Raw genomic sequence first — 15,061 nt, forward strand, 5'->3', positions numbered from 1 at the left:
CTCGTTCAGCGGAATGACACATTCGACGGGAAACGATTCACTTGAAGCGGTTCTCGAACGCGGCCGGGACGAAGGCGTGTATCCCGGTGCCGTAGCAGCACTCGGGTCTACGGCGGGCATCGAACAGGTTGCAGTCGTCGGCGAACGTGACCCGGAGCGGGACAAAGAGATGACTCGCGAAACCGTGTTCGACGCCGCGTCCGTAACGAAACCGGTCGTAACGGCGACAACTGCACTCTCGCTCGTTGAAGCCGGAATCATCACGCTTTCGGACGAACTCCGGCAACACGTCTCGAACCTCGATGGCCACCGTCGTGGGAGGATTCGACTTCTCGAACTACTGACTCATAGCTCTGGTTTTCAGCCGTATTCGTTTTCCGAGTCGTGGCGGTCGCCGACGGATGTGTTGGATGGACTCCGAAACCGTTCGATACTCGAAGCCGAACCCGGAAGCCGAAACGAGTACAGCTGTCTCAATTTCGTCTATCTGGCTGAGGCGCTTCGGCAGGCAACCGGACGTTCGCTCTCCAAACTTGCTGAGGCGCACGTCTTCAACTCCGTTAACATGAAGAACTCCAGTCTGGGGCCGTTAACGGACAGTTCGAGCGTCGCTGCGACCTACGACCACCAGTATCGCGACCGAACACTCAGAGGAGAAGTACATGACCCCCTCGGCTGGGCCATGGATGGTCAGAGCGGAAACGCTGGGCTATTCACGACGGTCGATGACCTCGCGGCGTTCGCCCGAGCGTACCTCGCTGCGGATGGGACGCTTCTTTCGCACGCGACCGTCGAGCGTTTGCAAGACGACTGGGTACCGGAGTTGAACATCCGTCACAGCCTCGGGTGGCGACTTGCCGACGAGACGTACCCCGCGCCGAACTGGTCGCGGACTGGGCTGGGCCACACGGGCTATACCGGAACCTCACTGTGGCTCGACCACGACCGCGACCGATTCGCCGTGTTGCTCACGAATCAAATCCACGATGGAAAAGAAACTGGTCTCATTCGGTTTCGCGAGCGGCTTCATGCGATGATTGCCGCTGGGCGTTTCGACTGAGAATGGGGAATTTAGGGGTGATATGACGGGAGCATCGTCATCGAAGCGTAACCGAAGGAAGACGCAAGAGCGAACTGGATTCTTGCCACGGCCGGGGAATATTTATTACACGGCGCGAACGTTGGCAGGTATGGTCGCAGTCTGGAGTTACCCGTGGAATTTACTCTCACACGACCCGAACCAGGTTGTAAGAGAGTTCGATGAACTGGGGGTAACGAGTGTCACAGTCGCCGCGCATTATCACTCCATTCGAACGCTCGACCCGCGTTCCACCGACGGTCTGTTCGAATCGTACAGCGGTGGCTGTTATTTTGTCCCCGACGAGAAGTATTTTGACGAGACACCGATCGACCCTCCGGTAAACGAAATCGATGACCATCCCGACCCGTTTGGGGATGTCGTCGAACTGCTAACCGAGAACGGAATCGACGTCACCGCTTGGCTCGTCTGTTTTCATAATTCGAGGCTCGGTCGGGACAACCCACAGTTTCGCACGGAAAGTGCGTTTGGAGACGCACACGACCACGCGTTTTGTCCGTCCCATCCCGAGGTCCACGATTACTTTGATGGAGTCGTACAGTCGCTCGAAGACTATGGAATCGACGCGATCAACCTCGAATCGCTCGGCTTTCCAACCGCGTTCCATGGGCACGGTTCGACGTTTGGACATGCGAAAAATCACGTCGTCAGCGGAACACCCGAAGAGCTCCTCGTCTCACAGTGTTTCTGTTCCGCCTGCCAAGAGCGGGCGGCAAGTCATCACGTAGATTTCGATGGTGCCCGTGAGATCGTTCAGTCGCTCGCTCGTGACATACTTCAAAAACCGACGTCGCAGATGGAATCAATGGAACAGCTCGTTGAAGACCATCCTGTCCTCGGGGACCTCTTCGATTTTCGTGCGACCGTTATCGAAACCTTCCTCGAACGAATTGCGGCAGCCAGCGGTGACGTCGATTTAACTTACTCCGCGTCGGACGGTCTTGGCCGCGGCCCGAACGATGGCTGGCCAGCGGGCGTCGTTCTCGACGCTGTTCAAACGCATCTCGACCGCATTATCGCACTCTGTTATACGGATGACTGTGGTCTTGCTGAACGTCGTGTTCGAGAGTATCGTAACGCGGTCGATATCCCGGTCGATGTCGGACTCACTCTCGATCCGAATGTCCTCGGAACTCGAGACGACTGGCGGACGTTTGTCGCCGAAATCGGCGCTCTTGGCGACGATCTTCACGTATACAATCATTCCCTCATGAGTGAGGAACATCTCGATTGGCTCGAAACGGCAATCGCACGACCCAAAAATTGAGCCAGCAGCCACCAATTCACATAGGGTTTTTTAAGTCAAAAACGCATTGCCAAAGATATGGTTACACTCGGTGTAGAGCGGTTGTTAGATGACCGTTCCGAGATAGTCGAAGACGACCGATTGGGACTCACCACAAACCCATCGGGAACTGACAGTAAACTCAACACGACGATTGACCTGCTCGACAATCACGACGCATTCGACCTCCAGAAACTGTTCGGACCTGAACACGGTATTCGTGGCGACGCGCAGGCAGGTGTGAAGGTCGAAGACAGCATCGACGACAGAACCGGTCTCCCGGTGAAAAGTCTTTATGGGGAACAAAAACGGCTGAAGCCGGAGATGGTGGACGATATCGACACGATCATTTACGATATGCAGGACGTCGGCTGTCGGTTTTATACCCTCATCTATACGTTAGCGTACGCACTTCGAGGCGCCGCGGAGGCCGACAAGCGAATGGTCGTTTTAGACCGGCCGAATCCGATCTCCTCGTTGCCCGTCACCGGGAATCGAATTGGTGGCGATGCGTCGTCGTTCGTCGGCGCGTATGGGCTTCCGATCGTACACGGAATGACCATCGGAGAACTCGCGTTATACTTCAATGGCGAGTTTGAGATGGGTGCCGACGTGGAGGTCATCGAGATGCGTGACTGGGCTCGCTCGGACTGGTTTTCGGACACCGACCTCCCGTGGGTGTATCCCTCACCAAACATGCCGACACCGGAAACGGCGATGCTGTACCCCGGCATGTGTTTTTTCGAAGGGACGAACATTTCCGAGGGTCGCGGAACGACAAAACCGTTCGAACTCGTCGGCGCACCGTGGATCAGCGCGGACGAGTGGGCGACGGACCTTTCGAACCAAGGGTTGGACGGAGTGGCATTCCGACCAGCCTACTTTTCCCCGACGTTCTCAAAGCACGAGCGAGAGAACGTCACGGGCGTCCAAATCCACGTCCTCGACCAGGACGCAATCGACCCCGTCATGGTCGGTCTCACGGTTCTTGCGTCCGCGTTCACGACGTACGACGACTGTGAGTGGATTGCCTACGATGACGAATACTTTATCGACAAGCTGGCAGGAGGGAGCTATCTTCGTGAGACAGTAACCACTGCAGACCCTGCCACAGAGCCCCGTGAGATAGCCGAAACCATCGTAAACAGTTGGGAAGACGACCGTGCCGAATTCCTCGATGCACGAGCGAACTACCTCAGGTACTGACCACCGATGATGGATTCAACAATCGAGACGGAATCGATTCCCTCAACGTCATTGTATTCCAAGACAGCGATCGAGTCAGCTGTTTCATCTCTATCGCTGGATGAAAAAGTCGGACAGTTGTTCGTTGCTGGGTTCGATGGAACGACACCGACACGGGAGATAGAACGGCTCGTTTCCGAGCGCCATCTCGGCGGCGTTATCTACTTTAGCCGAAACGTCGAATCGCCGGAGCAGGTTCAAACTCTCTCTCGCACGCTTCAGGGATTCGTCCCCGATGGGCTGCCGCCACTGCTCCTGTCCATCGATCAAGAGGGAGGTCGAGTCGCCCGCCTCTCGTGGGGAACTGAGCTTCCGAGTGCGATGACACTCGGTGCGACGGACGACTCGGCACTTGCCACCCGGGCTGGAAATGCGGTCGGCCGTGAACTGCGGTCGCTCGGTATTGATATCGACCTCGCACCCGTTCTCGACGTAAACAACAATCCAGACAACCCAGTCATCGGAGTTCGGTCGTTCGGGGAGCGTCCCGAGCACGTCGCAACGCTTGGCTCCGCCTTTGCTGATGGAATTCAGGAAGCGAGTGTCATCGCTTGCGGAAAACACTTTCCTGGTCACGGCGATACAGCAGTCGATTCCCATCTCGATTTACCCGTTATCGACCACGACCGCGACCGACTTGATGCGGTCGAACTGCAACCGTTCCGTCAGGCTATCGAGGCCAATATCGGCGCGATTATGACGACACACGTCGCGTTTCCGACCATCACGGGAGACGCAGAGCGACCGGCGACGCTCTCCCGCAGAGTCATCACCGACCTTCTCCGAAAAGAACTCGGATTCGACGGGTTGGTGCTCACGGACTGCATGGAGATGGACGCCATCGCCGACGGCGTTGGAACGGTCGAAGGGTGTGTACGGGCTGTCGAAGCGGGTTGTGACCAAATCTGTGTTTCACACACACCGCGGAAACAACATGCCGCCATCGACGCCGTCATCGACGCAGTCGAATCGGAGAGGATTGCAGAATCACAGATTGACACATCGGTTCGACGCATCGTTCGCGCGAAACAGACGTTTGGCGCCGGATACGTGGGCGGTACGGACGAATGGAACACCGTTGCAGATGAATGCCGATCCGTAGGTCGGACCGTCGCCGAACGTGGCGTTACGCTCGTGCGCGACGTTTCCAACGCGATTCCATTGCCCGATCACACTGTGTCCGTCTACGAGTTCGAGGCCGGACGTGGTTCGCTCGCCGAGGAAACACAGGACAATCAAGGTGTATTCGCATCGGCACTCTCGGCAGCCGGCGCGACAGTCGATGCCACGGTTCTTCAGAAAGGAGAGTTTCCGGACGAAATTGAAGACAGGCCGACAGTAGTTTGCACGTCGGAGGCCGTCTCGAATCCTGATCAAGCAACAGTCGTCCGTAACCTCATAGCGGAAGGCGTAAATCCGATCGTAGTTGCCGTGCGAAACCCCTACGATCTATCGGTGCTTTCCGGCGTTCGGACGTACATGACGACATATGACGACACAGAAGCGTCGCTCGTCGCGGCAGCCGAACTACTGGTCGGAAACGGGAAGCCGACCGGTCGGCTTCCCGTTACGATTCCGAATCGGGACAATACACTGGAGAGGTAGTCTGCGACGCAACTTCATTCAGGAGATTGGGTACAACGTTACTGCGTCTGTGCGGATATATTTCGAAGCACGTCGGCCAATTCGTCACCCAATCGGTCGAAGAGCATTTTCCCTTTTTCAGCGCTGGCCAGCTCAGGATCACCGATGGCACCTGAGTCAGAATACGCTTCGAATGGTCGATACGTCGAAAGCGGCCCGCCAACAAGAAGGTCTTTTCCGCCACGATCGTAGGGCTCATCCAGATACTCGGCATCAGCCTGGTTCATCTTGACGAGGTCGTCGTAGAGATGGAGCATAAGCGATGTTTCGAACTCGCCACCGTGTGCCATACCGCCAACGTCGCTCTCCCGAATCTCGTCGATAAACGGTTCAGCGAGTTGGAAATAGGTTACACCGGTCACCTCTACGTCGGGATGGTTTTTACCGATAATGCTGACGGCGTTATCGACGGCAGAGGCGTTTCCGCCGTGTCCGTTAACGAAACAGAGACCGTTGAAGCCGTTTTCAAGGGCCGTACTAGCGACATCTGAAAGAACATCGAGCAGGTCATCTAGTTCGAGCGAGATGGTTCCGCCGAGCGAGAGATGGTGCGGTGAAAAGCCGGACCACACCGGCGGCGTGACGAGAATCGGAACGTCATCTGCGACACGTTCTGCGCCCAGATGGGCGACTGCGTCAGCTAATAGCGTATCAGTAGCGACGGGAAGGTGGTGGCCGTGCTGTTCGATACTTCCGACGGGAATGACGAGAACTGACCGATCATCGGTGCCGATGTCTCCAATTTCACGTCGAGTCTTTGCCGCCCATGCAACTGATGAGAGACGCATCGCTGTCGTCATAAAGAACACTGCTCGTTTTGGTCGCATAATTATTTGGATTGTATCGTAAAATAATATTCATCACGCGAGAAACGGTACACGAAATTGAATTATATCTTTTCATCAACAATTTTTATTAGTATTAATATATTATTACGGCTGTATGACGGGAGAAGAAATTCAAACGTCGAATCGTATCGGGCGAAAGCTAACTCGAGACGCATCGCGACGCACGTTCCTGAAGGGGACTGGTGCGCTCGCAACGACGGGGACGTTCGTCACGCGCGGGGTAAAAGCACACGGAAGTTACGGTAACCGCGTCGTCGGGTATTATCCATCGTGGGCAGGCAATTACACCCCATCAGATATACCGTTTGACAAGCTCACACACTTGAACTATGCCTTCCTCGAGCCACAGTCGGACGGAACGGTCGTCGTCGGCGATTCCTCGGAAAAGAGTCTGCTCAGCGACCTCGCAACCTACGACAACACAGATACGGTATTCATGCTTTCCATCAGTTCCGGTTGGTATTCCGGAACGTTTTCCGACGCTGCATCGACGGCCGCACGACGCCAACGGTTTGCCAAGACGGCCGTCGATATCATGGAGCAGTACAACTTCGACGGCCTCGACCTCGATTGGGAGTATCCGGATGGAACGGTTCGTGCAGAGGATCCACATAACTTCACACTACTCTTAGAGGCGTGTCGTAACGAACTCGATTCGAGGTTTGGTTCGTGGACTCACCTAACGATGGCTGGATCCCCTAATCCGAACATCGTCGACGATGCGTATGAATTGGGTACTATCAGTAGCTACCTCGATCATATCAATGTAATGACATACGATTATCATGGTGATTGGAGTAACGACACTAACTTCAATGCCCCATTCGATTCACCGCCGGAAGATCCCGACGGGCAACAAAGTTGGAACACTACTAATCACATGGAGTATTGGGGCAGTAAACCAATATCGAAGGACAAGCTTGTGATGGGAATGCCATTTTACGGCCGTTCCTATTCGGGTGTCGCACCGACGAACGACGGATTGTTCAATTCGTTCAGTTCGTCAACGTCCGAGACGTACTATAATATCCGAGAGAATATCAAACCGCAATCGGACTACGAATATCACTGGCATCCCGACGCAAAGGTGCCATGGCTATATTCCACGGTGGAAAACACGTTCATCTCCTATGATAACGTTGATTCAATATCGAACAAGGTAGAGTACGCGAAAGCCAATGGGTTCGGAGGAGCGATGTGTTGGGAACTCTCTCAGGATCCAAGCAATACCCTCATCAGCGAAATGCACGACCGATTGCACGCCTGAAAATCATCCATTTGAGTAGTCCAACTAAATCATCCGTCGTAGTAGTGTGGCGGAATGTTTTCGCAAGTATACCCTGGCATATTTTCACAGGATGCCAATCATGTATGAGTTAGTTTTAGCTCTATTATATTCTTTGCACGTCTGAGGTTTTTTAATAAGCGCTCGCGAAGGTCATCGTCGAGTCTGCTCGCTGGGCCGGAGACGCTGATCGCTCCGATAACCTGTCCGTTCTCGTTTTTGATCGCGACCGCAATACAGCGAACACCCCGGACTCGTTCCTCGTCGTCGACAGCGTATCCTTGCTCCCGAATCATCTCCAGTTCAGCGCGGAGTTCGACAGGATCGGTTATCGTCTTGACAGTCTGGGCAGATAGCTCCCGCCGATCAAAAATCGATTCGGTCTTGCTTTCCGGAAGATAGGCCAGAATGGCTTTTCCGAGCGCAGTTGCGTGGAGTGGCACATGTTTCCCAGGACGAGTGTCGAGTGGAATCGCATCGTCCCCTTGTGTGTTATAAATATAGACGCCAACACCGTCCTCCTCGACAAGTAGGCTTGCTGACTCTTCAGTTTCAAATGCCAATGTATCGATTTCCGATTTGGCCAGTTCGTATACTTTCCGCCGGGAGCGTGCGTATTCCCCGAAATCGAGAAACCGCAGACTTACGTGATAGGTGTTGTTATCCCTCACAACATATCCTCGTTGCGCGAGTGTACGGAGATGGTTATGCACTGTACTATCGGGAAGATCAAGATGTGCGGAGATCTCGGTGAGACGAGCACCATCGAGTTCACGAAGAGTTTCGATGATATCGAACGACCGCGCGGTTGTCCTGACTGGAGTATTTGATTCGCGGGTCATTGCCCTTTACGTCTCTTTGTATTCCCGAGGATAGTTATATAATTTCCTTCACGCAAAAAGGTATAGTCGTGAAAACGGTGATTATGGCGAGTAAAAACCGAACAGCAATTGTAAGCCATGCAATTACAATAACGATTGCCGTCGTCTGCCGATAATAGTAGGAAGAACACTTGCCCGCCAGTATTATCAGTTAGTCTGATCAGTAATACTGATCAGAAATGCCATATAGCAATTTTAGATAGTATTACCAGGCAATAATCCCAAGCAATAGGACTATTTAGCAATGCCAGTTAGAATGTCCGAGCTTTGCTACTAAAAAATAAGCCCGGTCGATAATCAAATAGAACACAAAGAGTTGATTGCTAAATTTGGTCGGTCGAACGGTCAGCATCGCATAATCGAATCGGTCAGTTCAGAGATGATACGGCGAAAAATCGAACAGACATGAGTCGGGACATTCGTCTGTCGACTACCACTGGCAAATCAATGCAAACGGACGATGCTAAATATTCACAAAACGGAAAGCGCAATGACATCGCTGGAAGTTCCAATCGGAGTTTTCAACCGAAACACTGACGTGAAATCTTGATTCGAGACACCCCCCGTCAAGAGTGAAACGCAGGATGAGTTCGATAGTGAAATGAGATGCCTCAAACTCACGGAATAACGGTCGAGGGTGAGGGGGACACACCCCTCGTCCAGAGTGTATCGGTTGAGGATGGGGTGGGGAGGATGGTACACAGTCGAAGACGAAGAAAAAAGAGACGTTTTACTGCATCTAGCGGGGACGCAGCAGTGAATAAAACAACTGAAAGGCGCTACTCGGGAGGCTCCGTTCTTCTGGTCGGGAAACGGATTTACAAATCCGTTTCCTTTAGATAACGGATTTTTACTTAATGGACTTTTATGTTCTGTACTCATATAATACTTATGTTCTACTTGCCCTCTACGAACCCTATTGTATCAGAAACTTTTCATTTATTCGGCCTCACTCTCTTTCCCCAGCGGCTCTTTTTCTATTACACTCTGGACGAGGGGTGTGTGGCGGACGGCGTGAAACCAGCGTACACATCTGATAACTAGCTCGAATTTCTGTTAGCAGGATGCGACTGGTTGCGTCTATTTGTGTATAGTTACACTCTGGGTGAGGGGTGTCTTGACGATACAGAAAACACGACTGAACCTAACTCGTCATACACTCTGGACGAGGGGTGTGGCATGCAGAGTAGAACGTTCATCAGACACCAACGACTATCATACAACGACACCCGTCTCAATTTCACTCTGTCTATGGTTTCCGTACGACCATGGAAATACCTCTTATTCAGCCATTCTCTATACGGTATTCCGAAGAGTTACACTCTTGGCCCGCTTGGAGTAGCTATTTATATTAAGCGAACACTCACTGTGGTATGCCTGATGAATCGACTCGGATAACCGATTTCGAGGATGGTTCGGAAGATCCTCTGTTTAGCATTGATGACGATGATGCATCTACTCAAGTCTTCGAGCGAAAAGAGCTCCTCAAAGTCGGGCACGTTCCGGAAAGCGATCGAATCGTAGGCCGGGATACGGAAATCGAGTCCGTCGCCGCCGAACTTCGACCCATCGTTCGGTCCGAACCCCCGAACAACGTAATGATTTATGGGAAGACGGGAACAGGAAAATCACTTGTCACTCGTCACGTCACCGAGCGAGCGCGACAAGCCGCGGCCGCGCAGGGCCTCACTGTCGGGACCGTGTATGTCGACTGTGCCCAACACGATACACATACCCGCGTCGCTAGGAGCATCACACGAACGCTAAACGACGAGGTTTCGACTGGCCTCTCGATACCACGGACGGGTATCGGGAGTGGAGAATATTACGACTATCTTTGGGAGGTCCTCGATGCGAGCTATGATTCGGTGCTCGTCATCCTCGACGAAGTTGACCGCCTCGAAACCGACGACGTGCTTATGCAACTTTCGCGTGCGCGCGAATCCGGAAAAGCCGAGTGCCATCTTGGTATCGTTGCAATTAGCAATAAAATCGAGTACCGAGATAGCCTGAACGAACGTGTGAAAAGCAGTCTTCGTGAGGAAGAATTCGTGTTTCAGCCATACGATGCGAACCAACTTCGCGAAATTATGGAACATCGTCGTGATGCGTTCAAAGACAATGTCCTCACCGATGATGTGATTCCACTCACTGCTGCGTTTGCAGCACAAGAACACGGTGACGCTCGCAAAGCTATCGAGATCCTTCGCCACGCTGGAGAGTTGGCTGAACGGCAGGCGGACGGAGAAATCACCGACGAACATGTTCGCGATGCGCAAGAATGGGCAGAAGTCGACCGTTTTGAGGAACTGCTTCGTGGATCGACGACGCAAGTGAAATTCATCCTCTATTCGCTCGCAATACTTACTCGGGAGAATCGAGAAAACGAATTCTCTACGAGTCGAATTTACAAACAATATACGAACGTCTGTGGTAATCTTGATGCAAACGTACTTAGTGAACACCGCGTCTACGAACTGCTGAAAGAGCAAGCATTTCTCGGCGTCGTCGAATCAACTCGAACGGGTGGTGGACGTGGACAGGGAAGCTATCTCGAACATCGACTTGTGCAGGACACCAACGTCGTGCTCAAATCCGTTCTTAGGGACAGTCGATTCGACGATTTAGACTGAACCTGCAGTCTTTTGTTTCCATTATGATTCTCTCTGCGACTTCTCTAATGTTATCGAATTCAACTACTTAGTTAGAACGAGGACAATCATTTTGTATGAAAAAATATGATTGTCATACGCACAGCAGACACCCCCGGTCAAGAGTGTAAACCAGTCGTATTCAACACGCAATCGTATCGAAACTCCAACCGTATCTTTTTTAGCTTCTACTGTTTTGCACTGTCATCTGTTCGCGAAGCGTCATTGATTACTCGACGAAAGCCACTTTCGTTTCCGGAGCGCACGATACCCCGGTGATCCGTCGGCTATCCAAACGACGAATGCGATTCCCACGAGAGCGAACTGACTGAGGACGAACACCGAAAGATCTAGTTCCGCAAAGTGTGCGAGAAAACTTTGCTCCGTTTCGTAAGATGGTGATGGGAGTACTGGCCAGAGCAGAAAACTCAGCTTCGAAAGATCACCATCAAGAACTGGTTTTGCTATATCCATCGCAAGATGACTGAGATAGCCGATGGCAAACGCCTGCCACGGAACTTGTTTTGAATACCGCTGAATAAGGAGCCAGCCAACACTTAGAATTAGAGCCGCAGTCAGCAACGAATGCATCAGCGACCGCCCCGTTGGGAGAATAGCGAACGTCCACGCAAATGGCTTATCGATCAGGTCGGGAAACTGCGTTCCGATGGCGACGAACAGGGTCCCGAGTGCCGTCGGTCTACGATGAGTAGATACTCGACTTGACAGCGAATACAACAGATATCCGACGGCGAGATGTCCCCAGGGCCACATCATCGTAATATCCTTGCTCAGTTTTGTTAGCTACTTCGCTTTCGATGTCACGTATTTCAATCAAATTGGCAACCACACTTCACACCTAAACTTGCGCTTCCGTTCGATAATTTCCCTTTTTATATTGATCCTTTCATTGTTATCTCCTCATCTTACTACTCTCTATGAACTTATCATCTGAAAAGGAATTTCTAATTACGACGGTTTTACGTCGTGAACGAACTCGACTCGATATTTATAATTGTCATACGTAACAGATATTTTAATATAGGGAATTTCAGGTCTTGTCGCTACTGAATGGGGGACAGATGATTAGCACTCGCGATAGCTGGCTTTTGGTTCCTTCTTCTGCGACGAATAGAAGTCTGATAACCGAATTGGTGCTGCTCGTCCCCTCAAATGATATGTGGAATTCCATTTTCTAACTACATTCGTATACAATATAATATATATTCATCTTATCAATATTGGGTTATTTTTTTATAGTAGACTGTGGTACCCAACTTGACCGGCGATTCGGCAGACGTGTGCTACAACAGAATCGAAAGCGTCGCCGGACATGAAAAACTGACGTATAATCAAAATTATAGAAAAATGACAGGAAACACTAACGAAAAAACGTGCGTCGTTACTGGTGCATCACGGGGAATCGGGGCGGAAATTGCGAGAGATCTTGCACGCGATGGTGCGGATACCGTCGTAAACTATCGCTCCTCTGAGGGGGAAGCTCTCGATGTTGTTGAATCAATTGAAGCGGAAGGGAACAACGCAATCGCTGTACAGGCAGACGTAACCGACAAGAAGGAGGTAGAGGAAATGTCGGATATTGTCCAAGACAGGTTTGGTCCCGCCGATGTGCTGGTGAACAACGCGGGCATCACCGTTGACCGCACGTTTAAGAATATGACCCGCGAAGACTGGGACCGCGTTGTTAACGTGAACCTTGGAGGGGTGTTCAATTGTACGAAAGCCTTCTACGACGACATCAAACAGGCACCGGAAGGGCGTCTCATCAATATTTCAAGCGTTGTGGGACAACAAGGGAACTACGGTCAGGCAAATTACGCAACCACGAAAAGTGGACTCTTTGGCTTTACGCGAACACTCGCTCTCGAACTGGCAAATTCGGGTTCGACAGTGAATTGTGTCGCACCTGGTTTCACGAGAACCGATATGCTCGCGGATGTAGACGAGGAAATTCAAGGGAAAATCCGCAACCGGATTCCACTCGACCGATTCGCTGACGTAGACGATATCTCCGGTGTAGTTCGATTTCTGGCGAGCGAGGAATCCTCATATATGACCGGGCAAATCCTTGGAATCAACGGCGGAATGGAGTGGTAATCGGAGGGTAGTACTACTCGTTCTTCAGCGCCGAACCAGCTATTTCAGGGCTGAATGACTTTCTCCCGACTATTATCGATCGGCAAAATAGGTCGCCTTGGAAGGCGATAATCCAGGAGCGAAAGCGACGACGGAATACATCAGAGAAACTTCCTATTAGCAGGTCATTTGGACGCCGTAAGGCGAACAGCCTGATCAATCCACTCTCGAACGGTCTTCTCGGAGAAATCGGTCTCTTCTGCGAGATGACTTGCATCGGCATCAGCGAGCGCAGAGAGAGTATCGATACCGGCTGCTTGCAGTCGTTCCGCGTACACTGAACCGATTCCCGACACAGCTTCGAGATTCTCTTGGGTTACCGAGCGTCCAGCATACCAGTCACAGACTTTTGGCCATAACTTCGTATGTGAACTAGATGAAACGGACAGGCCGATATGTCCGGTCGGGAACTCTAGAACGGAGGTGTCGTCACTTCCAACGACCTCGTTGAACGGTTTGCTTGCCTCGGGTGGAATCAAGTGGTCGTACTCCCCGACGATTTGGAGTACGGGCATGTCAATGTCGTCCAGGTCTATATGCCTCCCGTTCAGATGGAGTTCGTTCCTCATCAATTTGTCATCTTGGTAGATGTCCTCTATGAACTGGCGGTACGTTTCCCCGGCGACATCAATGCCGTCGCCAATCCACCGTTCCATCCGGGCGAAATTCTCGACCATTTCGTCATTGTCGATGTTATCGAACAACCGGACGTACTTGGTGACGAAGTTATCGACTGGATCCATGAGCGCGAACCCGACATCAAGAAATTCGGATGGGACGTTTCCGACCGTCTCTGTGAGTACTTCGGGTGAATAATACTCGTCGTCTCCCCATAGTTCGAGGACTCCGCCATCGCCATCGAAGGACAGTCCGGCGGCCATCAATCCAAGGTTTTTGACTTTGTCCGGATGCAAAGAAGCGTACATCGCGCTCATAGTCCCACCCATACAGTAACCGAGAACGTTGATCGAATCCTCTCCGGACCGCTCGCGAACGACATCGACGCAGTTGTCGATATATCGATCAACGTAGTCGTAGAGCGTGAGATGAGCGTCAAGTTTTGACGGCTCGCCCCAATCAATCATGTAGACATCGAATCCTTGGTCGAGCAGCGTTTTGACCACGCTTCGATCCTGCTGTAGATCGAGAATATATGGCCGATTGATCAGCGCATAGACGATGAGGATTGGCACGTCATGCTGTTTGTCCGTCGTCGGCTCGTAATGTTTGAGCGTGAGTTTGTTTTCTGAGTACACCTCCCTGCAGGGGGTTTGACCGACTTCGACGTCCGACATCCGCTCGATTTGCTCGGGGAGTACGGTACTTTTGTCCATCATTTCGGTTGCTTTCTCCCACTGTTGACGTTGCATATCGGTGATGAGCGTAAACGGGTTCATTCGCTCTCTACCACGTCGAGCACTCGGTCTAGTTTCCGCTCGATGTCGTGTTGTCGTCGCTCCACTTCGACCAATCGCTCTCCGATTTCTTGAATATCTGTTTCTGTCGGAAGACCGAATGCGCCAAGCGTTTGTTCAGTAGCTTCGTCCATGGTTTGCTTGTACGCCATCGAGTTTTCGACGGAGTCAGCAGTCATGGAAGCAAACTCGGATGTGGTCGTGACCTCTTTGAACGCATCGTTGGCCGCCTTCAGCCAGATGTCTCGGAACTCTTCGATGGGGACATCTTCCCCGTCAAGTGCGTCGTTTATCCGCTCGAACTGCTTTTGAGCGGCGTCCATCCATGCTTCGTACGCACCGATATACCCGTTCATCCCGTCCGATGCCTTCTCATCCGTTTCAGTGGTATCGAATGCCGACATCCATGAATCGACGAAAGCAGTCTGTGCTTCGACGTTTCGTTCGAGCGACTCGATAAAGGCATCATTCATTTCATTCATGTACTTGTTTTGTGAGGCGTTCTTTGATGGGTTTGTGTCTGTCATGGATATGGGTATTTCGTGGTGGAG

12 protein-coding genes and 1 pseudogene are annotated in these 15,061 nt (G+C 51.9%); 7 read left to right on the plus strand and 6 right to left on the minus strand.

Going from position 1 to position 15,061, the window contains the following annotated elements:
* The first annotated feature begins 13 nt into the window (after positions 1–13).
* The 4 genes from OOF89_RS17495 to nagZ all read left to right on the plus strand — a co-directional run bounded on the left by OOF89_RS17495 (position 14) and on the right by nagZ (position 5,234).
* Positions 14–1,060: a serine hydrolase domain-containing protein gene (locus OOF89_RS17495; RefSeq protein ID WP_266081410.1), complete on the plus strand. Its 1,047-nt coding sequence runs from the start codon at positions 14–16 to the stop codon at positions 1,058–1,060.
* 130 nt (positions 1,061–1,190) lie between these two features.
* Positions 1,191–2,366: an alpha-amylase family protein gene (locus OOF89_RS17500; protein ID WP_266081412.1), complete on the plus strand. Its 1,176-nt coding sequence runs from the start codon at positions 1,191–1,193 to the stop codon at positions 2,364–2,366.
* A gap of 57 nt (positions 2,367–2,423) precedes the next feature.
* Positions 2,424–3,590 carry an exo-beta-N-acetylmuramidase NamZ family protein gene (locus tag OOF89_RS17505; RefSeq protein ID WP_266081414.1) on the plus strand — a complete coding sequence of 389 codons (1,167 nt, stop codon included), beginning with the start codon at positions 2,424–2,426 and terminating at the stop codon, positions 3,588–3,590.
* A gap of 9 nt (positions 3,591–3,599) precedes the next feature.
* A complete protein-coding gene (gene nagZ / locus OOF89_RS17510) occupies positions 3,600–5,234 on the plus strand; it encodes a beta-N-acetylhexosaminidase (protein WP_266081416.1) in 1,635 nt (544 codons plus the stop codon).
* 38 nt (positions 5,235–5,272) lie between these two features.
* Here the strand turns inward: nagZ and OOF89_RS17515 are convergent, their stop codons facing one another.
* Complete coding sequence (locus OOF89_RS17515) at positions 5,273–6,073, minus strand: creatininase family protein (RefSeq protein ID WP_266081418.1); 801 nt, start codon at positions 6,071–6,073, stop codon at positions 5,273–5,275.
* Positions 6,074–6,215: 142 nt separating this feature from the next.
* Here OOF89_RS17515 and OOF89_RS17520 point away from each other — a divergent pair, with 142 nt between their 5' ends.
* Positions 6,216–7,388: a glycoside hydrolase family 18 protein gene (locus OOF89_RS17520; protein WP_266081420.1), complete on the plus strand. Its 1,173-nt coding sequence runs from the start codon at positions 6,216–6,218 to the stop codon at positions 7,386–7,388.
* 98 nt (positions 7,389–7,486) lie between these two features.
* On the opposite strand, the gene OOF89_RS17525 is transcribed toward OOF89_RS17520, so the two are convergent.
* Both OOF89_RS17525 and OOF89_RS17530 read right to left on the minus strand, forming a co-directional pair.
* Positions 7,487–8,077 carry an IclR family transcriptional regulator gene (locus OOF89_RS17525; protein ID WP_266081786.1) on the minus strand — a complete coding sequence of 197 codons (591 nt, stop codon included), beginning with the start codon at positions 8,075–8,077 and terminating at the stop codon, positions 7,487–7,489.
* Positions 8,078–8,248 (minus strand): annotated as a pseudogene (locus tag OOF89_RS17530) (helix-turn-helix domain-containing protein); the annotation flags it as partial. It abuts the gene before it with no gap.
* A 1,412-nt stretch (positions 8,249–9,660) separates the two neighbouring features.
* Here OOF89_RS17530 and OOF89_RS17535 point away from each other — a divergent pair.
* On the plus strand, positions 9,661–10,920 hold the full coding sequence (locus OOF89_RS17535) for a Cdc6/Cdc18 family protein (RefSeq protein ID WP_266081422.1): 1,260 nt from the start codon (positions 9,661–9,663) through the stop codon (positions 10,918–10,920).
* A 240-nt stretch (positions 10,921–11,160) separates the two neighbouring features.
* Here the strand turns inward: OOF89_RS17535 and OOF89_RS17540 are convergent, their stop codons facing one another.
* Positions 11,161–11,715 (minus strand): metal-dependent hydrolase, encoded by a 555-nt coding sequence (locus tag OOF89_RS17540; RefSeq protein ID WP_266081424.1) that lies wholly within the window; start codon positions 11,713–11,715, stop codon positions 11,161–11,163.
* A gap of 591 nt (positions 11,716–12,306) precedes the next feature.
* Between OOF89_RS17540 and OOF89_RS17545 the strand changes: the two genes are divergently transcribed.
* Positions 12,307–13,056, plus strand: coding sequence for a beta-ketoacyl-ACP reductase (locus tag OOF89_RS17545; protein ID WP_266081427.1), 750 nt, complete (start codon positions 12,307–12,309; stop codon positions 13,054–13,056).
* Positions 13,057–13,220: 164 nt separating this feature from the next.
* Here OOF89_RS17545 and phaC read toward each other — a convergent pair whose 3' ends face one another.
* Positions 13,221–14,492 carry a class III poly(R)-hydroxyalkanoic acid synthase subunit PhaC gene (gene phaC / locus OOF89_RS17550; protein ID WP_303657570.1) on the minus strand — a complete coding sequence of 424 codons (1,272 nt, stop codon included), beginning with the start codon at positions 14,490–14,492 and terminating at the stop codon, positions 13,221–13,223.
* Positions 14,489–15,037 (minus strand): poly(R)-hydroxyalkanoic acid synthase subunit PhaE, encoded by a 549-nt coding sequence (locus OOF89_RS17555; protein ID WP_266081428.1) that lies wholly within the window; start codon positions 15,035–15,037, stop codon positions 14,489–14,491. The genes phaC and OOF89_RS17555 overlap by 4 nt, the downstream gene beginning before the upstream one ends.
* Positions 15,038–15,061: the final 24 nt, after the last annotated feature.

It is taken from the genome of Haladaptatus caseinilyticus (genome assembly GCF_026248685.1).
Lineage (GTDB): Archaea > Halobacteriota > Halobacteria > Halobacteriales > Haladaptataceae > Haladaptatus > Haladaptatus caseinilyticus.